This is a genomic window from Kocuria sp. NPDC057446 (genome assembly GCF_042802875.1).
Taxonomy (GTDB): domain Bacteria; phylum Actinomycetota; class Actinomycetes; order Actinomycetales; family Micrococcaceae; genus Kocuria.
This window is the reverse complement of sequence record NZ_JBHVDI010000054.1, coordinates 1-20,174: the sequence shown is the minus strand read 5'-3', so window position 1 is coordinate 20,174 and position 20,174 is coordinate 1. Positions and strand designations below refer to the sequence as shown.

22 protein-coding genes and 1 pseudogene are annotated in these 20,174 nt (G+C 73.6%); 12 read left to right on the top strand and 11 right to left on the bottom strand.

The annotated features are described in order from the left end of the window. The first annotated feature begins 115 nt into the window (after nucleotides 1–115). Entirely contained in the window at nucleotides 116–1,132 is a 1,017-nt protein-coding gene (locus ACFU0Y_RS08725) for a DnaJ C-terminal domain-containing protein (protein ID WP_380214084.1), read from the top strand. Nucleotide 1,133: 1 nt separating this feature from the next. Next, nucleotides 1,134–1,574: a heat shock protein transcriptional repressor HspR gene (locus ACFU0Y_RS08720; RefSeq protein WP_380214083.1), complete on the top strand. Its 441-nt coding sequence runs from the start codon at nucleotides 1,134–1,136 to the stop codon at nucleotides 1,572–1,574. A gap of 23 nt (nucleotides 1,575–1,597) precedes the next feature. Here the strand turns inward: ACFU0Y_RS08720 and ACFU0Y_RS08715 are convergent, their stop codons facing one another. From ACFU0Y_RS08715 to ACFU0Y_RS08705, 3 genes are read right to left on the bottom strand one after another with little or no spacing between them, the layout of a single operon-like run. Further along, nucleotides 1,598–2,092 carry a GNAT family N-acetyltransferase gene (locus ACFU0Y_RS08715; protein WP_380214082.1) on the bottom strand — a complete coding sequence of 165 codons (495 nt, stop codon included), beginning with the start codon at nucleotides 2,090–2,092 and terminating at the stop codon, nucleotides 1,598–1,600. Further along, nucleotides 2,089–2,880, bottom strand: a complete 792-nt coding sequence (trmB, locus tag ACFU0Y_RS08710) for a tRNA (guanosine(46)-N7)-methyltransferase TrmB (RefSeq protein ID WP_380214081.1) — start codon at nucleotides 2,878–2,880, stop codon at nucleotides 2,089–2,091. Before trmB ends, ACFU0Y_RS08715 begins: the two co-directional genes overlap by 4 nt. A 4-nt stretch (nucleotides 2,881–2,884) precedes the next feature. Next, entirely contained in the window at nucleotides 2,885–3,499 is a 615-nt protein-coding gene (locus ACFU0Y_RS08705) for a TIGR00730 family Rossman fold protein (RefSeq protein WP_380214080.1), read from the bottom strand. A gap of 164 nt (nucleotides 3,500–3,663) precedes the next feature. Between ACFU0Y_RS08705 and ACFU0Y_RS08700 the strand changes: the two genes are divergently transcribed. The 4 genes and pseudogenes from ACFU0Y_RS08700 to ACFU0Y_RS08685 form a co-directional block, all read left to right on the top strand. Beyond that, on the top strand, nucleotides 3,664–4,929 hold the full coding sequence (locus ACFU0Y_RS08700; RefSeq protein WP_380214079.1) for a multidrug effflux MFS transporter: 1,266 nt from the start codon (nucleotides 3,664–3,666) through the stop codon (nucleotides 4,927–4,929). Nucleotides 4,930–5,083: 154 nt separating this feature from the next. Then, nucleotides 5,084–6,529: an alanine/glycine:cation symporter family protein gene (locus ACFU0Y_RS08695; protein ID WP_380214077.1), complete on the top strand. Its 1,446-nt coding sequence runs from the start codon at nucleotides 5,084–5,086 to the stop codon at nucleotides 6,527–6,529. A 70-nt stretch (nucleotides 6,530–6,599) separates the two neighbouring features. Further along, nucleotides 6,600–7,475, top strand: coding sequence for a D-hexose-6-phosphate mutarotase (locus tag ACFU0Y_RS08690; protein WP_380214076.1), 876 nt, complete (start codon nucleotides 6,600–6,602; stop codon nucleotides 7,473–7,475). Continuing rightward, nucleotides 7,399–7,599 (top strand): annotated as a pseudogene (locus ACFU0Y_RS08685) (hypothetical protein); the annotation flags it as partial. The gene ACFU0Y_RS08690 and the pseudogene ACFU0Y_RS08685, both read left to right, overlap by 77 nt. A 125-nt stretch (nucleotides 7,600–7,724) precedes the next feature. Here ACFU0Y_RS08685 and ACFU0Y_RS08680 read toward each other — a convergent pair. Then, nucleotides 7,725–8,120, bottom strand: coding sequence for a hypothetical protein (locus ACFU0Y_RS08680; RefSeq protein WP_058873841.1), 396 nt, complete (start codon nucleotides 8,118–8,120; stop codon nucleotides 7,725–7,727). Nucleotides 8,121–8,308: 188 nt separating this feature from the next. Here ACFU0Y_RS08680 and ACFU0Y_RS08675 point away from each other — a divergent pair, with 188 nt between their 5' ends. The 3 genes from ACFU0Y_RS08675 to ACFU0Y_RS08665 all read left to right on the top strand — a co-directional run bounded on the left by ACFU0Y_RS08675 (nucleotide 8,309) and on the right by ACFU0Y_RS08665 (nucleotide 11,868). Further along, a complete protein-coding gene (locus ACFU0Y_RS08675; RefSeq protein WP_380214075.1) occupies nucleotides 8,309–9,085 on the top strand; it encodes a type 1 glutamine amidotransferase domain-containing protein in 777 nt (258 codons plus the stop codon). A 133-nt stretch (nucleotides 9,086–9,218) separates the two neighbouring features. Beyond that, nucleotides 9,219–9,971: an SDR family NAD(P)-dependent oxidoreductase gene (locus ACFU0Y_RS08670; RefSeq protein ID WP_380214074.1), complete on the top strand. Its 753-nt coding sequence runs from the start codon at nucleotides 9,219–9,221 to the stop codon at nucleotides 9,969–9,971. A gap of 391 nt (nucleotides 9,972–10,362) precedes the next feature. Then, a complete protein-coding gene (locus tag ACFU0Y_RS08665; protein ID WP_380214073.1) occupies nucleotides 10,363–11,868 on the top strand; it encodes a DEAD/DEAH box helicase in 1,506 nt (501 codons plus the stop codon). Nucleotides 11,869–12,052: 184 nt separating this feature from the next. Here the strand turns inward: ACFU0Y_RS08665 and ACFU0Y_RS08660 are convergent, their stop codons facing one another. After that, nucleotides 12,053–12,712, bottom strand: coding sequence for an HAD family hydrolase (locus ACFU0Y_RS08660; RefSeq protein ID WP_380214072.1), 660 nt, complete (start codon nucleotides 12,710–12,712; stop codon nucleotides 12,053–12,055). Then, the gene (locus tag ACFU0Y_RS08655; protein ID WP_380214071.1) at nucleotides 12,709–13,422 is read right to left on the bottom strand and encodes an HAD family hydrolase; all 714 of its coding nucleotides are present in this window, start codon (nucleotides 13,420–13,422) and stop codon (nucleotides 12,709–12,711) included. Before ACFU0Y_RS08655 ends, ACFU0Y_RS08660 begins: the two co-directional genes overlap by 4 nt. Nucleotides 13,423–13,490: 68 nt before the next feature. Here ACFU0Y_RS08655 and ACFU0Y_RS08650 point away from each other — a divergent pair, with 68 nt between their 5' ends. Further along, on the top strand, nucleotides 13,491–14,024 hold the full coding sequence (locus ACFU0Y_RS08650) for a hypothetical protein (protein WP_380214070.1): 534 nt from the start codon (nucleotides 13,491–13,493) through the stop codon (nucleotides 14,022–14,024). Nucleotides 14,025–14,082: 58 nt separating this feature from the next. Next, complete coding sequence (locus tag ACFU0Y_RS08645) at nucleotides 14,083–14,634, top strand: DinB family protein (RefSeq protein WP_380214069.1); 552 nt, start codon at nucleotides 14,083–14,085, stop codon at nucleotides 14,632–14,634. A gap of 83 nt (nucleotides 14,635–14,717) precedes the next feature. Here ACFU0Y_RS08645 and ACFU0Y_RS08640 read toward each other — a convergent pair whose 3' ends face one another. Next, on the bottom strand, nucleotides 14,718–15,146 hold the full coding sequence (locus ACFU0Y_RS08640) for a VOC family protein (RefSeq protein ID WP_380214068.1): 429 nt from the start codon (nucleotides 15,144–15,146) through the stop codon (nucleotides 14,718–14,720). A 194-nt stretch (nucleotides 15,147–15,340) separates the two neighbouring features. On the opposite strand from ACFU0Y_RS08640, the gene ACFU0Y_RS08635 reads away from it, so the two are divergent. After that, a complete protein-coding gene (locus tag ACFU0Y_RS08635) occupies nucleotides 15,341–15,949 on the top strand; it encodes a CDP-alcohol phosphatidyltransferase family protein (protein ID WP_380214067.1) in 609 nt (202 codons plus the stop codon). On the opposite strand, the gene ppgK is transcribed toward ACFU0Y_RS08635, so the two are convergent. The 4 genes from ppgK to ACFU0Y_RS08615 form a co-directional block, all read right to left on the bottom strand. Next, entirely contained in the window at nucleotides 15,919–16,755 is an 837-nt protein-coding gene (ppgK, locus tag ACFU0Y_RS08630) for a polyphosphate--glucose phosphotransferase (protein ID WP_380214066.1), read from the bottom strand. The two genes, ACFU0Y_RS08635 and ppgK, sit on opposite strands and share 31 nt — an antisense overlap. A 238-nt stretch (nucleotides 16,756–16,993) precedes the next feature. Beyond that, nucleotides 16,994–17,314 (bottom strand): hypothetical protein, encoded by a 321-nt coding sequence (locus ACFU0Y_RS08625; protein WP_380214065.1) that lies wholly within the window; start codon nucleotides 17,312–17,314, stop codon nucleotides 16,994–16,996. A 635-nt stretch (nucleotides 17,315–17,949) separates the two neighbouring features. Next, entirely contained in the window at nucleotides 17,950–19,473 is a 1,524-nt protein-coding gene (locus ACFU0Y_RS08620) for a SulP family inorganic anion transporter (protein WP_380214064.1), read from the bottom strand. 267 nt (nucleotides 19,474–19,740) lie between these two features. Next, a complete protein-coding gene (locus ACFU0Y_RS08615; protein ID WP_380214063.1) occupies nucleotides 19,741–20,109 on the bottom strand; it encodes a MerR family transcriptional regulator in 369 nt (122 codons plus the stop codon). Between the last annotated feature and the right edge of the window lie 65 nt (nucleotides 20,110–20,174).

The window sequence follows — 20,174 nt, the reverse complement described above, 5'->3', positions numbered from 1 at the left end:
GGCCTCCCCTGACCCGTCCACCCGTCCCCGGCGCCGCGGCGCCGGGGACGATCCCCGGACCACCACCGGGCCCTGTCCCGCAGGACCCCGACCGGCCCCACAGAAAGGAGGCGTCATGGCCAGCCAGGACTGGATCGACAAGGACTTCTACAGCATTCTCGGCGTCTCCAGGGATGCGTCCGCCGCCGACGTCAAGAAGGCCTACCGCAAGCTCGCCCGCCAGTACCACCCGGACCAGAACCCGGGCGACGCGGAGGCCGAGCAGCGGTTCAAGGACATCACCGAGGCGAACTCCGTGCTCTCCGACCCGGAGGAGCGCAAGCAGTACGACGCGATCCGCGCGATGGGCTCCGGCGCGCGCTTCACCGCCGGCGGCCCGGGCGGCGCCGGCGGATCGGCGAACTTCGAGGACCTCTTCGGCGACATCTTCGGCGGGGGCGGCGGAGGGCGCCGCCGCCGCACGACCTACTCGACCGGCGGCCCCGGCGGCCCGGGCGGGTTCGAGGACCTGTTCGCGCAGTTCGGCGGTCAGACCGGGTACGGGGCGCCGGGCGGGCGCGGCGGCTACCAGCCGCCGCCGGCGCGCGGCGAGGACATCCGGACGGAGACGACCATCCCGTTCCGCTCCTCGGTGCACGGCACCACGATCAAGCTGCGCCGCGGCAACGGCCAGGAGACCACGGTGCGGATCCCGGCCGGCGTGCGCGACGGGCAGAAGCTCAAGCTCGCCAGCAAGGGCCACTCCGGGCCCGGGGGGGCCGGGGACCTCTACGTCACCGTCCACGTGACGCCGCACCCCTTCTTCCACCGGGTCGAGGGCACGGACGACGTCGAGGTCACGGTGCCGATCTCGTTCCCCGAGGCGGCGCTCGGCGCCACGATCGAGGTGCCCGTGCTGGACGGCGGCACCGTGCGGGTCAAGGTGCCGGCGGGCACGTCCTCGGGCCGCCGCTTCCGCGTCAAGGGGCGCGGCGTCAGCACGGCGAAGGGCGCGGGCAACCTCATCGTGACCGTCGAGGTGCACGTGCCGGCGGGGCTCGACGAGCAGGCGCAGGCCGCCGTCCGGTCCTTCGCCGAGGCGACCGCGGCCGAGGACCCCCGGGCCGGCCTGGCCGAGAAGGCGCGGGTGTGACATGGCCCTGGACGCGGACCAGCCGCTGTTCGTGATCTCCGTGGCCGCGGAGATCGCGGAGATGCACCCGCAGACGCTGCGGCAGTACGACCGGCTGGGCCTGGTCAAGCCCTCCCGCGCCCCGGGCCGGGCCCGCCGCTACTCCCAGCGGGACATCGAGAAGCTCCAGCAGATCCAGGTGCTGTCCCAGCAGGGCGTGTCCCTCGAGGGCATCCGGCGCATCCTGCAGCTGGAGAACCAGGTCGCCGCCCTGCGGGCGAGGGTGGCGGAGCTGTCCCAGGAGCTGGAGGACGCCCGGGACCGGGCCGAGGAGTCCTCGCGGATCTTCGCCGCCGGCGTCGGCGGGGACGTGGTGCGCATGGCCCGCGGCGCCCGTCCCCGCGCCCGCAAGATCTCGCAGGCCGTGGTGCTGTACCGGCCTCCGCGCCAGCAGGAGCGCTGAGCGGCACCGCGCCCCGGGCGGCGTCAGGACAGGTGCTTCTCGAAGCCCACGTCGTACGCGCCGCCCGGATAGCGGCGGGCGACCCCGGGCAGCGGGACGTACCCGCTGCTGCGGTACAGGGCGGACGCCTCGGGCTGGCGGCTGCCCGTGGTGAGGTGGATGCGCCGGTAGCCCGCCGCGGCGGCGAGCCGCTCGAGCTCGGCGAGGACCTGCCGGGAGAGCCCGCGCCGGCGGTGCGACGGGGCGGTCCACACCCGCTTGAGCTCGGCCGTGTCGTCGTCGCGCCGGCGGAACGCGCCGCCCGCCACCGTCACGCCGCCCTCGAGGAGGAGCAGGAGCGCTCCGGCGGGGGCGGTGAAGTCGTCGACGGGGTGCTCGGCCATCTCCTCCGCCCCGACCTGGGGACCGTAGCGCTCCACGTACTCGTGCCGCAGGCCCTCGAGCAGCGGCGGCGTGCGGGGATCGCCCGGGGGCACGACGACGAATCCGTCCGGCTCCGGGCCGGGGACCGCGCTCACGCCGACCGGCGGTAGACGAGGTCGCGGGGGACGCGGCCCGCCTCCTGCGCCTTGCGCTCGAAGCTCGTGAGGACCCGTCCCTCCCAGCGGGGGGCCCATCCGGTGTCCGGGTGCTCGTCGTCGGCGAGCGGGCCCGGGTGGAGGTTCTCGAACTGCGGGGACGCGTCGAGGACCTCGCGCATCACCAGGGCGTACTCCTGCCAGTCCGTGGCGAGCCGCCACAGCCCGCCCGGGACGAGCACCCGGGCGGCGAGCTCGGCGAACGCGGGGGAGACCAGGCGCCGCTTGTGGTGGCGGGTCTTGTGCCAGGGGTCCGGGAAGAACACCCAGAGCTCGTCGACCGAGGCCGGGGCGAGCATGTGCTCCAGGACCTCGGGGGCGTTGGCCTGCACCACGCGGACGTTGTCCACGCCGGCCTGCCCCGCCTTGAGCAGCAGGTCCGCGATCCCGGGCTTGTAGACCTCCACGGCGAGGTAGTTGCGCGCGGGGTCCTGGGCGGCGGCGTGCACCACCGCCTCCCCGAGCCCCGAGCCGACCTCCACGACGAGGGGCGCCTCGCGGCCGAAGGCCGCGGCCGCGTCGAACTCGTGGTCGGGGTGGACGGAGGTGTCCGTGCGCACGCGCGGGACGTCGAGCACCCGCGTGGGCGCCCAGTCGTCCCAGGCCTTCTGCCGGCGGGCCGTGAGGCGGTCGCCCCGGCGCACGAAGGAGTAGGGCCGGCGGTGGAACGCCTCGGGGACAGGACCCGGTGCAGGGCCCTCGGCGGGGGAAGGGGTGTGCTCGCTCATCGCCCTACATCCTAGGGGCAGGGCGGACCACGGGTGCGTCGGCGCCGGGAACGGGCGGCTCCGCCCACCGCCGGCTCGGCGCCTTCCACACCGCGAACCGGGCGAGCAGCTGGTCGGCGTCCTGGGCGACCACGGCGGCGTCCCGGTACTCGGGGCGGACGAGACCGGCCGCGGACATCGAGGCCACGGCGTCCAGCAGGGGCCTCCAGTAGCCGGCCACGTCCAGGAAGCCGACCGGCTTCGCGTGCACCCCCACCTGCAGCCAGGTCCACGCCTCGAAGATCTCCTCGAGGGTGCCCAGTCCGCCGGGCAGGGCCACGAAGCCGTCGGCGAGCGCGGCCATCCCCGCCTTGCGCTCGTGCATCGTCCGGACGATGCGCAGCTCGGTCAGGCCGGTGTGGGCGGTCTCGTCGTCGACGAGGGACTGCGGCATGACCCCGATCACCTCGCCGCCGGCGGCCAGCGCGGCGTCGGCGACGACGCCCATCAGTCCCACGTGGCCGCCGCCGTAGACGACGCCCACGCCGCGGCGGGCGAGCGCGGTGGCGAAGGCCCGGGCGGCCTCGGGGAACAGGGGATCGGAGCCGAGGGAGGCCCCGGTGTACACGGCGAGTCTCATGGGGACATTGTCGCTGCCGCCGCGGTGCTCGCCGCGGTCCCGGCGTCGATAGCATGGGTCGCGCCCCGGACCGCGCGCTCCGCCCCCGGGCTCGGTGCGACCCTGTCCCGCTCCGCCCGACCCCGTCCTGCCCCGCCCCGCAGCCTGTGCCGAAGGACCCGCCCATGAGCTCACCTCCGCCCGACGACCTCGTGCGCTCCCGCCTGCGCCTCTCCGGCGGCAAGGACCGGGTGGTGCTGGTGGCGGCCCTGGGCATCCTCAGCGCCGTGAGCCCGATGGCCACGGACATGTACCTGGCCTCGATGCCGGCCATGGCCGGGCACTTCGGGGCCTCGGCCTCAGCGGTCCAGCTGACCCTGACCACGTACATGGTCGGCATGGCCCTGGGGCAGTTCCTGCTGGGGCCGGTGTCCGACGTGCTGGGCCGGCACCGGCTCATGGTGGCCGGCAACGCGCTGTTCCTGCTCAGCTCCGTGGCCGTGGTCCTCGCCCCGAGCATCGGGACGGTGCTGGTCCTGCGAGCGGTCCAGGGCCTCGCCGGGGCGGCGGGCGTGGTGATCGCCCGCGCCGTCGTCTCGGACATCGCCTCCGGCCGCGGGGCGGCCAAGCTGTTCTCGGTCCTCGCGACCATCACGTCCCTGGCCCCGGTGGTGGCCCCTCTGCTGGGCGGGGTGATCGCCACGGTGGCCCCGTGGCAGACCGTGTTCTGGGCGCTCGCGGCGTTCGGGCTGCTGATGCTGGCGTGCTCCGTGCTCGTGGTCCCGGAGACCCTGCCCGCGCACCGGCGGCACCGCGGCGGAGTGGGCGCGGTCGTCACGGGGTCCTGGCACGTGCTGCGCACCCCGTCCTTCATGGCCTACGCGCTGGCCTTCGGGCTCGCGTTCGGCGCCCTCTTCTCCTACATCTCGGCCTCCTCGTTCGTGCTGCAGAACGTGCTCGGCTACTCGGCGCTCGGCTACTCCGTGGTCTTCGCCGTCAACGCGGGCGGCTCGATCCTGGGCGCGGTCGTCAACACCCGCCTCGTGGACCGGGTCGACCCCGGCACGATCCTCCGGACCGCGATCGTGGTCATGGCCGGCGTCAACGTGGCGGGCCTGGGCCTGGTGCTGGTCGGCATCACCGGGTGGACCACCCTGGCGCACCTCTTCGTGAGCCAGACCTGCATCGGCTTCGTCATGGGCAACGCCGTGGCCCTCGCCCAGGGCCGGGTCCCGGGCCGCGCCGGGGCCGGGTCGGCGGTGCTCGGCCTGCTCCAGTTCCTCCTGGGCGGGCTCGTGAGCCCGTTGACCGGCCTGGCCGGTCAGCACACCGCGGTGCCCATGGCGGTGTCCATGGCGGTGTGCTCGCTGCTCGCCACGGGCGCCGTGCTGCTCGCGCACCGGCTCTCGGGACGGGCGCCGGAGGATCCCGTGGTCCCGGCCGGACCGTAACCGGGCGGAAACGGGGCGGGGCCACACTGTGGCGATCCGGCAGTCCCTGCCCGGGGGACCGGCGGACCTGTGATTAGATGCCCTCGGCCGAGACAGAGGTCACAGTCCCGTTCCGGCCCGACACCCGATCCACCCGACACCCACGGGAGAACACATGCTCCACACCATCGAGACTGCCCTCGGCGAGCTGGGCGGCATCATCTGGGGGCCCTACGTCCTCATCCCGCTGCTCCTGCTGACCGGCCTGTACCTGACCGTCCGGCTGGGCGGGATGCAGTTCCACAAGCTGGTCCCCGCGCTGCGGCTGGCCCTGTTCGACCGCAAGGACGCCGACGCCCGCGGTGGTGACGTCTCCCAGTTCCAGGCGCTGACCACGGCGCTCGCGGCGACCGTGGGCACCGGCAACATCGTGGGCGTGGCCACAGCGATCTCGATCGGCGGGCCCGGCGCCCTGTTCTGGATGTGGGTCACGGGGCTGCTCGGCATGGCCTCCAAGTACTCCGAGGCGTTCCTGGCCGTGCGGTTCCGCACCACGGACGCCAAGGGCGAGATCTCCGGAGGTCCGCAGTACTACCTGGAGCGCGGCATCCGCAACCGGTTCGGGAAGGTCCTGGCGATCTTCTTCGCCATCGCCGCGGCGCTGGCCGCGTTCGGCATCGGCAACATGACGCAGGGCAACTCCATCGCCTCCAACCTGGAGAGCTCCTTCAGCGTGCCCACCTGGATCACCGGCGCAGTGCTCGCCGTGCTGACCCTGGCCGTGCTCGTGGGCGGCATCAAGTCCATCGGGAAGGTCACGGCGAGCTTCGTGCCCGTGATGATCGTCTTCTACGTCCTGGGCGCCCTGTTCATCCTGCTCGTCAACGTGGCGGCCATCCCGCAGGCGATCGTCCTGATCTTCACCGACGCCTTCTCCGGCACCGCGGCGGTCGGCGGGTTCGCCGGATCGGCCATCATGCTCGCCGTGCAGATGGGTGTGGCCCGCGGCATCTTCTCCAACGAGTCCGGCATGGGCTCGGCCGCGATCGCGGCCGCCGCGGCCCAGACCACGCACCCGGTCCGCCAGGGCCTGGTCTCCATGACGCAGACCTTCATCGACACCATCATCGTGGTGACCTGCACGGGGCTCGTGCTCATCACCACCGGGGTCTGGGAGCAGGGGGCGGACTTCGCCGCGACGATGACCGGCGACGCCTTCAGCCAGGGTCTGCCCGGGCAGTGGGGCCACTACGTGGTCACCATCGGGCTCGTGATGTTCGCCTACTCGACGATCCTCGGCTGGGCCTACTACGGCGAGCGCTGCATGGAGCGGCTGTTCGGCAGGGAGGCCGTGATGCCCTACCGCGTGGTGTTCTCCCTCGTGGTGTTCGTGGGCTGCACGGTGCCGCTCACGGTCGTGTGGAACTTCGCCGACGTGATGAACGGTCTCATGGCGCTGCCCAACCTCCTCGGGCTGCTGCTGCTCTCCGGGCTGATCGTCCGAGAGACGAAGCACTACCTCAGCCACGATCCGCAGCTGCGGGCGGACCGCCGTCAGGTCGACGCGTTCATGGCCGGCCACCCCGGAGCGATCGACTCGTACGAGCGCACCGGCGTCTGACGGGCACCGGGCGGACCACGAGGGCCCGGCCTCCTGACGGCGGCCGGGCCCTCCGTCTAGCCTGAGGGGCATGAGCCGACTTCCCGAGCCCCGCCCGTTCTCCTGCGCGGACGCCACCGGCGCCGTCCACGACCAGGGCGCCCACGTCATCGACTGGATCCCCACGGGCCACGCCCCGGTGCTGTGGCTGTCCCCGAGCACCGCCCTCGAGACGGGCACTCCCGTGCGCGGGGGCGTCCCGATCTGCTTCCCCTGGTTCGCGGACGGGGCGGAGGGCGGGCGCGCGCCCAAGCACGGGTTCGCCCGCACGCTGCCGTGGCACGTCGAGTCGCGCGAGTCCTCGGACCACGAGGCGGTGGTCGTCTACCGGCTCTCCGACGCGGACGTCACCGACCCGGCGCACCGGGAGCAGTTCCCCCACGCGTTCGAGGCGTACTTCGTGGTCCGCTTCGGTGCCGAGCTGTCCCTCGAGCTGAGCATCACGAACACCGGTGAGCGGGCCTTCGACTTCGAGGAGGCGCTGCACGCCTACCTGGTGGTCGGGGACGTGCGGAAGATCCGGGTCGAGGGTCTGGCGGGTGCCTCCTACCGGGACAAGGTCCTGGGCCGCGAGGACTGCGTGCAGGAGGGGGCCCTCCGGTTCGACGGCGAGACCGACCGGGTGTACCGCTCGACCGGCGACGTGACCGTCGTGGACCCCGTGCTCGGGCGGGCGCTGCGGATCCGCAAGAAGAACTCCGGCACCACCGTGGTGTGGAACCCCTGGGCGGATCAGGCCGCCGCGATGCCGGACGTGGGGCCGGACGGCTGGACCGACTTCGTGTGCGTGGAGGGCGCCAACACCCACGCCGACTCCGTGCACCTGGAGCCTGAGGAGACCCACACCATGGGCTACGTGCTGTCCGTGGAGACCACCGCGGACGACCCGGGCAGGCCTCCCGCCTGACGACCGGGCCCTGGTGGCGGAGACGGGCTCCCGGGTCGTCGGTCTGGCGCACGTCCACCGGGTGCCGTTCCTGACCGAGGGCGCCAACCGGGCCCGACTCACCGCCCTGGTGGTCGACGAGGCCGAGCGTTCCCGCGGTGTGGGTGCGCTGCTCCTGGACGCGGCGGAGCGCACGACCCGGGAAGGAGAGACGGGTGCCGCCCGTCCGGGCGGACGAGCGGCACCCGTGGGGCTCCCGGGAAGGGCTGCCTACTTGGAGACGACCAGGGCCGCGGCGATCGCGGCCAGGAAGGCGTCCTTCGACAGGCCCGTGCCGGCCTCGGTCGGGCGGACACCGTCCTCCTGGGTCATCTCGGGGTTGCGGAAGTACATCGAGAGCAGCCCGGCGGAGAACGCGCCGAGGGCCAGGCCCGCGAGGCGCTTGTTGACGAACGGGGTCAGCAGGGCGGCGCCGATGCCCATCTCCGAGTACGCCACGAACTTGCCGAAGGTGTCGGCGTCCCACTCCTTGAACTGCGGGACACCGGTGGCGGCGAACTGCTGGAGGCCCGCGGCGGCCTCCGTGGGGAGGTCCTTCTTGCCGTAGCCGGACTGCAGCAGGTAGGCGCCGGAGACGCCGCGGAGGATCGCGTTGGAGAGGCTCATGGTCGGTCCTTTCGGGAAGGGGGAACAGGGTCATTGAGTCGTCAACGACCCTATCAGGGGAGCTCCGGCCACCTCCCCGCAGGAGGCGCCGGGAGCGAACACCCGTCCCGGGCCGGTCCGCGGCGCCTAGGCTGGCCATCCGCCCGCAGGACGCCTCCCGCGTCCTGCCACCCGACGGAAGGACAGACATGGACATCGAGACCATGAAGAAGGTTCTGCTCGTTCTCACCAGCCACGACACCCTCGGCGACACCGGGGAGCCGACCGGCTACTTCGTCGGGGAGGCGGCCCACCCGTGGAAGGTGTTCCGGGACGCCGGGTACTTCGTCGACTTCGCCTCGATCGCCGGCGGGCAGCCCCCGCAGGACGGCAAGGACGAGGAGGACGAGATCCAGCGGCAGTTCCTCGAGGACGAGACCGTGCGGGCCTCGCTGTACAACACCCCGCGGATCAGCGTGGTCGACGCCGCCCAGTACGACGCCGTCTACCTCGTGGGCGGCCACGGCACGATGTGGGACTTCGCCGGCAACGCCGACCTGCAGTCCCTCGTCGCCGCCGTGCACGACGCCGGGGGAGTGGTCGGCGCCGTCTGCCACGGGCCCTCCGGGCTCGTCGACGTCGAGCTGTCCACCGGGCTGCGCATCGTCGAGGGACGCAAGGTGGCCGCGTTCACCAACGCCGAGGAGGACGAGGTCGGGAAGTCGGGCGTCGTCCCGTTCCTGCTCGAGGACAAACTCGTCGAGCAGGGCGCGGACGTGCGGACCGCGCCGAACTGGACCGAGAACGTCGTGGTGGACGACCGCCTCGTCACCGGGCAGAACCCGCAGTCCGCGGCCGGCGTGGCCAAGGAGATGACGAAGCTCCTGACCGAGGTGGTCCGTGAGCAGAAGGCCGCCCAGGAGGCGGACTCCGCCGCGCTGCGCCGTGCCCACGACGCCGAGAAGGCCGAGGACGCCGAGGGCTGAGCCTCCGCCCGGGGCGAGCGGTGGCACGGCCGGCGGCGCCCGTGCCACCCCTCGCGGGCCCCGACGTTTCCGGTCAGACTGGCAGCGTCGGGCCGTCCGGCCCGGCCCAGCGGACACACGGCAGGAGAACCACATGACTGACCTCAGGAACAAGGTCGCCCTCGTCACCGGCGCCGCCTCCGGCATCGGCGAGGCCTGCGCCAAGGACCTCGCGGCGCAGGGCGCCAGGGTCGTCGTCACGGACATCGACACCCGGCGGATCGACGACGTCGTCCAGGCGATCATGGCCGCCGGCGGCGACGCCGCCGGGTTCCGGCAGGACGTGTCGAAGCCGGAGGACTGCGAGGCCGCGGTCGAGTTCGCCCAGCAGACCTACGGGGCCCTGCACCTGGCGGTGAACAACGCCGGCATCGGCGGCAGCGCCGACGCCGTGGGCGAGTCGGACATCGACGCCTGGGTGCGCACGGTGCAGATCGACCTGCACGCCGTCATGTTCGGCATGCGCTACGAGCTGCCCGCCATCGAGCAGGCCGGCGGCGGGGCGATCGTCAACATGGCGTCCGTCCACGGCACCGTGGCCGTCGCGGCGGGCAACAGCGCCTACACCGCCGCGAAGCACGGCGTGGTCGGGCTCAGCAAGCAGGCCGGGGTGGAGTACGGGCAGCGCGGGGTGCGGATCAACGCCGTGGGACCCGGCTACATCGACACCCCGCTGCTCCGGACCGCGCCGGCCTCGGTCCTCGAGGGACTCACCGCCAAGCACCCGCTCGGCCGGCTGGGCCGCGCCGAGGAGGTCGCCGCCCTCACCACGTTCCTGCTCTCGGAGAAGGCCTCCTTCATGACGGCCGGGTACTACCTGGTCGACGGCGGATACACGGCGCTGTAGCCGCCCCTCCGCCCGCTTCTCCCCGCGAACTCACCGGTTCGGTGCGAGATGTCGGCACTTGTGCTCACATCTCGCACCGACCCGGTGAGTTCGGCGCTCGGGGAACCGCGGGTGCGGGGGTGCTGCCGTGCTGTCCGCCACATCAGGGTGGTGGCGCGCCGCCGGTGCTGTAGGGTGAGTCGTATTGCATATGGCACTGCTCCCCGTTCCCGGGTGAGCAGGCAGGCGTCGAGCACCCCGTTCTTCTTCCAGCGTGGCACCGTTCCAGACGGTCTCAGCCCGCTCGCAGGGGCTCCAGGAGTCATTCGGCGCAACCCGGCGCGCTACCCCCTTGCCGGGACATCCGATCGAAAGACGTATCCCAGTTTTGGCTACTTTCACCGACCTTGGCGTGCCCAAGGCCCTCTCCGCCGTCCTCGCCCAGCAGGGCATCGACCAGGCGTTCCCCATCCAGGAGAAGACCCTCCCCGACTCGCTGGCCGGCCGCGACGTGCTCGGCCGCGGCAAGACCGGCTCGGGCAAGACCGTGGCGTTCGCGCTGCCGCTCGTGTCCCGGCTCGCCGGGCTGACCGGCAACGGCGCCCGCGCCGCACGCCGGGCGAACCGGCCCACCGGCCTGGTCCTGGCCCCCACCCGCGAGCTGGCCACCCAGATCGACCGTGCGATCGCCCCGCTGGCCGAGGCCGCCGGGCAGACGACCACCGTGGTCTTCGGCGGGGTCTCCCAGCGCAACCAGGAGAAGGCGCTCGCCAAGGGCGCCGACATCGTCATCGCCTGCCCCGGCCGGCTCGAGGACCTGCTCAAGCAGAACATCCTCACGCTCGACGACGTGCGCGTGACGGTCATCGACGAGGCCGACCACATGGCCGACATGGGCTTCCTGCCCGTGGTGACCCGCATCCTCAAGCGCACCCCCCAGGGCGGCCAGCGGCTGCTGTTCTCCGCGACGCTCGACGGCGGCGTGGACAAGCTCGTCAAGCAGTTCCTGTCCAACCCGGTCAAGCACTCCGTGGACGCCCCGCAGGCGTCCGTGTCCACCATGGACCACCACGTGCTCGTCGTGGACGCCGACGAGAAGCAGGAGCTCATCGAGGCCCTGGCCTCCGGCACGGGCCGCCGCGTGATGTTCACGCGCACCAAGCACCGCGCCAAGAAGATGGCCCGCAAGCTCAGCCAGATGGGCATCCCCGCCGTGGACCTGCACGGCAACCTGTCCCAGAACGCCCGCGACCGCAACCTCGCCCAGTTCTCCGCCGGCGACGTGCGCGTGCTCGTGGCCACCGACGTCGCCGCCCGCGGCGTGCACGTCGACGAGGTCGAGCTGGTCGTGCACATCGACCCGCCCACCGAGCACAAGTCCTACCTGCACCGCTCCGGGCGCACCGCCCGGGCCGGCGCCTCCGGCTCCGTGGTCACGGTGGCCACCAAGGAGGAGCGCCGCGAGGTCACGCAGCTCATGAAGGCCGCGGGCGTCACCGCGAACTTCGACACCGTGACCGTCGGCTCCCCGGCCGTCACGGAGCTCGTGGGCGAGCTCGCCGAGAAGGTCGCCTACGTGCCGCCGGCCGTCCAGACGCAGGGGCGCCCCGCGGGCGGCCAGCGCTCCGGCGCCGGCCGGTCCGGTGGACGCGGCCGCGGCGGACAGAGCCGGTCCGAGCAGCCGCGCAACGCCTCCCGGGACCAGCGCACCGAGACCGGCAACCGCGGCGGCTCCCGCCCCGGCAACGGCTCGGCCTCCCGCTCGGCGGCACCGGCGCGCTCCGCGGCGCCCACCCGCTCCGCGGCGCCCGCGTACTCGACCGAGTCCGCGCCTGACCGCTCCACGCAGGCCGCGGCCCGTCGCCGCACCCGCAGCCCGCGCCGCGCGTCCTCGCCGCAGGGCACCGCGACCCGCTGATCTCCAGCACGTCTCCGAGGGCCCGTTCCCTGCCGTTCCGCCTCCCGCGGACCGGCGGGGGACGGGCCCTCGTCGTCGGGCGGGCGGAGCCGGCCCGGGTCGCGACCGTCCGGGGGCGGGAGCCGATGATCGGCCCGCGGGCGGAACCGGTCCGCGCCGGAGGCGCCGGGTCGGACCCCTTGTGTCAGACGGGTGGAGCCAGCCCCCGCAGGAACGCCAGGGTGACGTCCGTGTGGGCGTCCACGTGCACGAAGCCGGGCGCCGGCTCGACCGGCAGCTCACCCGGCACCACCACCACCGGCATGCCGGCGGCCGCCGCGCTCGCGGCCCCCGTCTGCGAGTCCTCGACGGCCACGCACCGCGCCGGGTCCACGCCCAGCCGCCGCGCCGCGAGCAGATAGGGCTCCGGGTGCGGCTTGGCGTGCTCCACGTCCTCCTGGGACACGACCACGCGCAGCACCTCGGGCGCCCCGGACGCGGTGCCCTCGGCGACCACGGTCAGGGCGTTCGTCACCACGGCACCGGGGATGCCGGCCCGTTCGAGCTCCGTCAGCAGGTCGCGCATGCCGGGCAGGAACGGCACCTCGCCCGTGAGGGCGGCCGCGACCTCCCGGCCGAGCTCGGCCGTGATGGCCTCGACGGTCCCGTCGGCGCCGCGCTCGACCATCAGCCGCGCCGACGTGGGCACCGTCCGGCCCAGCGTGGCGAGATCGTCCTCGGTGCTCCAGCCGACGCCGTACCGCCCGGCCACCGCGCGCTTGGCCACGGCCCACTGCGGCTCCGAGTTCACGAGGGTGCCGTCGTGGTCGAACAGGACGGCGGCGGGGAATCCGGGGGTGCTCACGGGCGGGCCTCCTGGGCGGGGTGGAAGGGCGACGACGGCGACTGCGGGTCCAGCGAGCGCAGCAGGTCCAGGGTCAGCTCCCGGTGGGACGCCAGGTGCAGCAGACCGGGACCGGGCTCGACCTCGAGCTCCCCGGGGACGACCACCGTGGTGATGCCCGCGGCGACGCCCGCGGCGGCCCCGGCGGGGGAGTCCTCGACCACCACGCAGCGGGCGGGGTCCACCCCCAGGCGGCGCGCCGCTTCGAGGTAGGCGTCCGGGTCCGGCTTGGGACGCACCCCCTGGGCGTACTCGTCCGTTCCGATGACCACCCGGAACAGGTCCTCCGGCGCCGCGGCGGCGGTGTGGCGGCCCATCGCCGAGCTGGCGTTGGTGACGATCGCCGCGGGGATCCCCGCGGCCGAGAGGTCCTCGAGGAGCTCCGCGATCCCGTCGATGAACGTCAGCTCGGTGTCCTCCAGGACACGGACGCTGTGCTCGAAGACCGCCCGGAACAGTTCGTCCTCGCCGAGGGGCACGCCGACCTGCCGCATGCGGTCGAGGGTGGCGGCGACGGGCCGTCCCAGGGTCGCGAGCGAGTCCTCGGGGGTCCAGAGCAGGCCGTGCTCGGCGGCGAGGTTCTGCTTGGCGCGGTCCCACAGGGGCTCGGTGTCGACGAGGGTGCCGTCGTGGTCGAAGAGGACGGCGTGCGGGAATCCGGGGGAGGGCATGCGCTCCAGCCTACCGGGACGCCCCGGGCCGGGCCTCCGGCGGGGAGCCCGTCGATAGACTGGCGGGCGTGGAAACAGCCCTCGACCGCGTGCCCCACCGTCCCGCCGCGCTGCAGCGCGCCGTGCCCGTCCTCGGGGTCCCGGCGGCCCTGCTGCTCGGGATGTGGGTGGCCGTGGGCCGCGGCCTCGCCGGGGCCGCCGGTGACCTGGTGCTGCTCTACACCCTGACGCTGGCCCTGCCGCTGACCGCGCTGCTCGTGGTGGCGAGCGTGCTGCTGCGCCGTGACGCCCGGGCGCACGCGCCGGCCGGGTGCTCCCTGCGGTCCGCCCTGACGATGCCGGCGGCGTGGGTCGTGCTCGCCGGCTTCGGCGCCGTCCTCCCGGACCGGGTGGGCGGCTCCGGCGCCTCCGTGCTGACCCGGCTCACCGACCCCGTCCACCTCGGCCTGTCCGCAGGGTTCGCCAACACCCTCGGCATCCTCTCGTTCGTCCTGGCGACCGCGACCGTGGTGCTCGCCGCGACCGACCTCCGCCGGACCCGCCGGATCCAGCGCGGGGAGCCGCTGAGCGAGGACGAGGTCCTGGACCGGCTGGAGCTCTGACCCGCCCGGGCCGTCGAGGGGCCTCGCCGCGCCCGGTGGGCCCCGGTACATTGACGGCATGACCACCGAGCACCCCGGCACCCCCGACATCTCCCCGGTCCCTCCGGAGACCAAGGACTGGACCGTGGTGCTCGACCGGGGCTGCCCCGACTGCGGCTTCGACCCGCGCTACGACGTCACGACGACGGGGGAGCGGGCGCGGGACACGGTCGAGCGGTGGGCGGCGGTCCTCGACCGCCTCGGGATGACGGACCGGCCCCGCCCGGGCACGTGGTCCCCGCTGGAGTACGCGTGCCACGTCCGGGACCTCTGCCGGGTCTTCCGCGAGCGGCTGCGGCTCATGCTCGACGAGCAGGACCCCGTCTTCGCGGACTGGGACCAGGACGCCGCCGCGGTCCAGGAGCGGTACAACCTGCAGGACCCCTACGAGGTCTCCGGGGAGCTCGCCCAGGAGGTGCGCGCCACCGCTGACGCCTTCGACGCCGTGACGGAGGAGCAGTGGGCCCGGACCGGCCGGCGCGGGGACGGGAAGGACTTCACCGTGGCGAGCTTCGCGGCGTACTTCCTGCACGACGTGGAGCATCACCTGCGCGTCGACGTCCGCGACTGACCTGCCCGCAGCGGGTCCGGTGCAGCCGCACGGGTCCGGCCGGGGCGCGGGCCCGGTGGGCGGACAGCACCGGGCAGGGGCGCTCAGCCGAGGTGCACGGTCCCGTCGTCGTCGACCCGCCATCCCGGGTTGTGCGCGATCTCCCACACCACACCGTTGGGATCGGCGACGTGCGCGTGGAAGATGCCGCCGAACGCGCCCGGCCGCGGGCTCGTGAGCACGGTGCCGCCCGCGGCGCGCATCGCGTCGACGCCCGTGCGCACCGCGGCCTCGCTGTCCACGTTGTGCGCGAGCGTCACGCCCTGCGCCGGGGTCTCCGCCGTCAGACCGAGGTCCTCGGCGAACTTGCGGGCGTCGAAGAGACCCAGCACCGTGCCGGGGGCGATCCGGAAGAAGAGGATCTCGCCGGGGACGTCGAGCAGCGGCTCCCAGCCGAGACCCTGCACGTAGAACGTCCGGGCGGCCTCGAGGTCCGGGGTGGACAGGGTGACGAAGTGCACGTGCGGTTCCACGGCGGCCTCCTGCGGTCCGGGACGGGAACGGTCCCGCCTCTCACCGGTCCAGCGTAGACGCCGCCCGGCACGTGCCGGAGCACGCGCCGGTCGGCGTCATCTGCCGGGCCACCGGCAGCGACGGGATAGTCTCGATGGAAGCACCGGCGGGCGTGGGACCGCCCGCACGGAGCACCGGAGGACAGGACGAGCACATGGCACAGCAGCACCAGGACGCGGTCGAGCCGGTGGAGTCGCCGTACTACGACCGCGTGCTCACGGTGCCCAACCTGGTCTCGGTGGTGCGCTTCGCGCTCATCGTCCCGGCCGTGCTGGCCGTCCTCGACATCGACGAGCGCCCGGTGCGCGCGCTGGTCCTCGTCGCCCTCTTCTCCCTGACCGACTGGGTGGACGGCACCCTCGCCCGGGCGCTGCAGCAGCGCAGCCGGGTCGGCGAGGTCATGGACCCCCTCGCCGACCGGCTGGGGACCGTGGCGATCGCCGTCGCCGCGAGCATCGTGGGTCTGTTCCCGTGGTGGGTGCTGATCGTCATCGCGGTCGTCGACGTCGTGGTGGCGACCGCCACCCTGGTCCGGCGCTCGCTGGCCACGCTGCGGGTCACGACGGTCGGCAAGGCGAAGACGGCCCTGCTCATGGTGGGCACCGTGCTCGTCCTGGCCGGGCCCGCCTGGTCCAGCCCCGAGGTGACGGACGTCGGCCGGGTCATGGTGCAGGCGGCGGCCGTCCTGCACGTCCTGGCGGGCGTGCAGTACTTCCGGCAGGCCCTCCGGGGTCAGGCCACCGCCGGCGGCACGGCCAGGTAGGCGTGCCGGGCGGCGCCGATGATGCCCGCCGCGTTGCGCAGCTCGGCCGGGACCACGCGCGTCTCCAGGCGCAGACGGGGCAGGAAGTCCTCGTGCCGGGCGGAGATCCCGCCGCCGACCACGATCAGGTCCGGTGAGAACAGGAACTCCAGGTGCGCGAAGTACTGCTGGAGCCGTTCGGCGTAGTCCGGCCAGTCCAGCCCGTCCCGCTCCCTGGCCACCGCAGAGGCCCGCACCTCGGCGTCGACCCCGCCGAGCTCGAGGTGGCCCAGCTCGACGTTGGGCACGAGCTTGCCGTCCACGAACAGCGCCGAGCCGATGCCGGTGCCCAGGGTGATGACCAGGACGGTGCCGCTGCTCCCGCGCCCGGCGCCGTAGCGCAGCTCGGCCAGGCCCGCGGCGTCGGCGTCGTTGAGGACCTGCACGGTGCGGCCCAGCCGCTGCGTGAGGAACCGCTGGACGTCCAGCCCGATCCACGCGTCGTCGATGTTCGCGGCGGAGCGTGCCACGCCGTGGCGGATGATGGCGGGCAGCGCCACTCCAACGCTGGCCTCCGGGTGCGGGGCCGCGGGTCCCGCCGACAGCTCCTGCACCATCAGCACGAGCTCCTCGGCCAGGGCGTCCGGCGTGGCGGGGAGCGGGGTGGGGCGCTGGAGGACCGGGGCGGTCAGCTCGCCGTCGGCCATGTCCACGGCCGCGTACTTGATCAGGGTGCCGCCCACGTCCACACCGATGTGGTGCCGGTGCAGGGTGGACCAGCCGGCCGGTGCGGGGGGCGGTGCGGTGCGGGGCGAGGACTGGGCCATCCGACATCCTAGGGTCGAGGTGGGGAGCACGGGGACGACGACGGGCGCGTGCGGCCGGCGGCGACGCGCCCGGCCGGGTGCGGGCCGTCGTCCGGGCCGGCACCCCGGCCCATTCTGCCATCGCCGACGCCGCCGCCCGCGGAGGGCCCCGCGGGCGGAGCACCGCGCAGCAGGCGGCCGCGCAGGAGGCGGCCGCGCAGGAGGCGGCCGCGCAGGAGGCGGCCGTGGAGACGGCGGATCAGGCGCGCGGCGCGGTGCCCGGCGTGCTGCCGAGGTCCTGCGGGCCGGCGTCGCCCCGGGAACCCGCGATCTCCCGGGAGAGCGGGACCCGGGCCACCGGTGCTCCCCGGGAGAGCTCGTTGACCGCGCGGGCGAGCAGATCGCGGTGGGTGGCCGGCAGGCGCAGGCACCCGTGCAGGTACGCGTCCACCTCCAGCACCCCGACCTCGCCGCCGAGCTGGAAGCAGTGCCACCACAGCCGGGCGGGGTCGAGACCGGCACGCTCGACGGCGTGCCGGGCGAGGCGCGCCTGCACGGCTCCGATCCTGTCGTCGTCCACGGGCCCCCCAAGTGTGGTGCTGCGGTTCGGGGACGGCCCCGGGCCGGGCGCGACGCTGCGCAGCGGACCGGGACCGTCCGTGGCGGCGCCCTCGCGCCGCCGACCCCATCATGGTTGCGGCCACCGCGCCGGGGCACCATCCGACGCCCGCACGCGTGCGTTTTCCGGACCACCGGTGCTTCCTCCGGACGCCAGGACTCCCGCGGGCGCCACCGCCGGGGTGACGGCAGCCGTCCGGACCGCTGTCCTGAAGCTGTGGGGTTTCCGGGGACTCCAGGGACTCCGGTACAGGGGCCGGGTTGACTCCGCGGCCCGGACATGCAGAAGGGGAGCGGGGCGGCCCCCCAGCCGGCCCCGCTCCCTGCTGCTCCCGCCCCCGGACCGGATGCCCGTGACGCCTCCGGGATCCGGAGGCGGCGAGCTGTCGGTCGACGGTGCGAGAGCCGGGGGATGATCCTCGACGGACCACAGAATCCCCTGGTGAGAAGCAAGGATGCTCGATTCCGCGGTGCTCGGCAAGACCTGCGGTGTGATCCAGTTCACATGCAGAAACAAAGGATTGTGAACGCAAATCGAGCATCGTGCCGTGGTGCCGCCGCCCGGCGGTTCCTCCGGGGCTCGCGCCCGGTCCCTGGTCAGTGCTCGGCGTTGAGCATGCCCCCGAGGCGCACCCGCATCCGGCGGCTGGCCTGGTTGAGCCCCACGATCTCCACGTCCTTGCCGTGGTGGGCGTACTTGGCGGTCACGGAGTCCAGGGCCGCCACCGTGGAGGCGTCCCACAGGTGCGAGTCGGAGAAGTCGACGACCACCCGCTGCGGGTCCCCGGCGTAGTCGAACATCGTGTAGAGGTCGTTGGAGGAGGCGAAGAACAGCTCACCGTGCACCGTGTAGACCGCCGTCTCCCGGTCCTCCCGGCGCACGAGCTCCCGGTCCACGGTCACGAAGTGGGCCACCCGGCGGGCGAAGGCGACCATTGCCACGAGCACCCCCACGATGACCCCGAGGGCGAGGTTGTGGGTCCACACCGTCACGGCCACGGTCGAGAGCATCACCAGGGTCTCGGGGACCGGCATCCGCGCCAGGGTCGAGGGGTGCACGGAGTGCCAGTCGAAGGTCGCCCAGGACACGAAGATCATGATCGCCACCAGCGCGGCCATCGGGATGACCGCCACGACGTCGCCGAGGGTGACGACGAGGACCAGCAGGAAGACCCCGGCCAGGAAGGTGGAGATGCGGGTGCGGGCCCCGGAGGCGCGCACGTTGATCATGGTCTGGCCGATCATCGCGCAGCCGCCCATCCCGCCGAAGAATCCCGTCACGATGTTGGCCGCGCCCTGGGCCCAGGACTCGCGGGTCTTGTTCGAGCGGGTGTCGGTGATGTCGTCGACGAGCTTGGCCGTCATCAGCGACTCCAGCAGGCCCACGAGCGCCATGGTCAGTGCGAACGGGGCGATGATCCGGAACGTCTCGAGGTCCAGCGGGACGTCCGGGAAGAACAGCGAGGGCAGGGACTCGGGGAGCTCGCCCTTGTCGCCGACACGGGGCACGTCCATGCCCATCGGCACCACGATCGCCGTGATCACCACGATGGCCACCAGCGGGGCCGGGACCACGCCCGTCAGGCGGGGGAGCAGGAACACGATGGCCAGCCCCAGCGCCGTGAGCGGGTAAGCGGCCCAGGGCACCCCGATCAGCTCGGGGATCTGGGAGCTGAAGATCAGGATCGCCAGGGCGTTGACGAAGCCGACCATGACCGACCGCGGGATGAAGCGCATGAGGCGCGCCGCGCCGATCAGGGCCAGCACCACCTGGAAGACGCCGGCCAGGACGACCGCGGCGATGAAGTGGTCCAGGCCGTGGGACGCCACCAGCGGGGCGATCACCAGGGCCACCGCACCGGTGGCCGCCGAGACCATCGCCGGCCGGCCGCCCAGCACGGCCGTGGTCACGGCCATGGTGAAGGACGCGAACAGGCCCAGGCGGGGATCCACCCCGGCGATGATCGAGAAGGCGATCGCCTCCGGGATGAGCGCCAGGGCCACCACGAGCCCGGCCAGGACCTCCGTCTTGAGGTGGCGGGGGGACCGCAGGGTCAGGCGCACCGACTGGCGCTGCTCGGGGGTCAGATCGGCGGCGGGACCGGCTGTCGTGGTGGCCAAGGAGGCTCCGTTCGCGGAGGAGGACAGGTGGGGAGGGCAGATGAGGAGGGCAGGACGGAGGGACGGAGCCACTCCGGGTGGTGTGCGTGCGGACGGACGCGTCGTCGCGCGGACGGGGCGGCGTCCGGGCGCGCAGGAGCGCCGGGGAGGCCGCGCAGCAACTCTACTCCAACGTGAGGGTAGGGTCATCGGTCGCGGCCGGGAAGAGACGCAGCTCATTCCCGCCCGAGGACCGCCGGCAGGGGCGCCCCGACGTCGGGTGCCGGCTCATCGCCGGAGCCGCTGCTCCAGCATCGTGATGAACTCGTCCGCCTGGGCGAGCTTCCTGGCCAGCCGGTCCCGTTCCGGGTGCGCCCGCTCGAGGTAGTCGGCCAGACGGGCGGTGGCGGGGTCGTCGGCGCCGAGCAGCTCGAGCAGCTCGGCCATCTCCTCGAGGGAGAAGCCGAGGGGCTTCATCCGCTTGATGTGGGTGAGCCGTTCCACGTCCCGCTCCGTGTACACGCGGAACCCGCCCTCGGTGCGCGAGGCCGGGAGCAGGCCCACCTCGTCGTAGTGGCGGATGGTGCGCAGGGACAGCCCGGTCCGTTCGGCGAGCTCGCCGATCTGCATGGTGCCTCCACGGACGCGCTGCGGCATCGAACGACCTCCAGAGATCACGGGACCCCGAGTCTACCAATCGCACGGTCCCGCCCCGGCCGAGC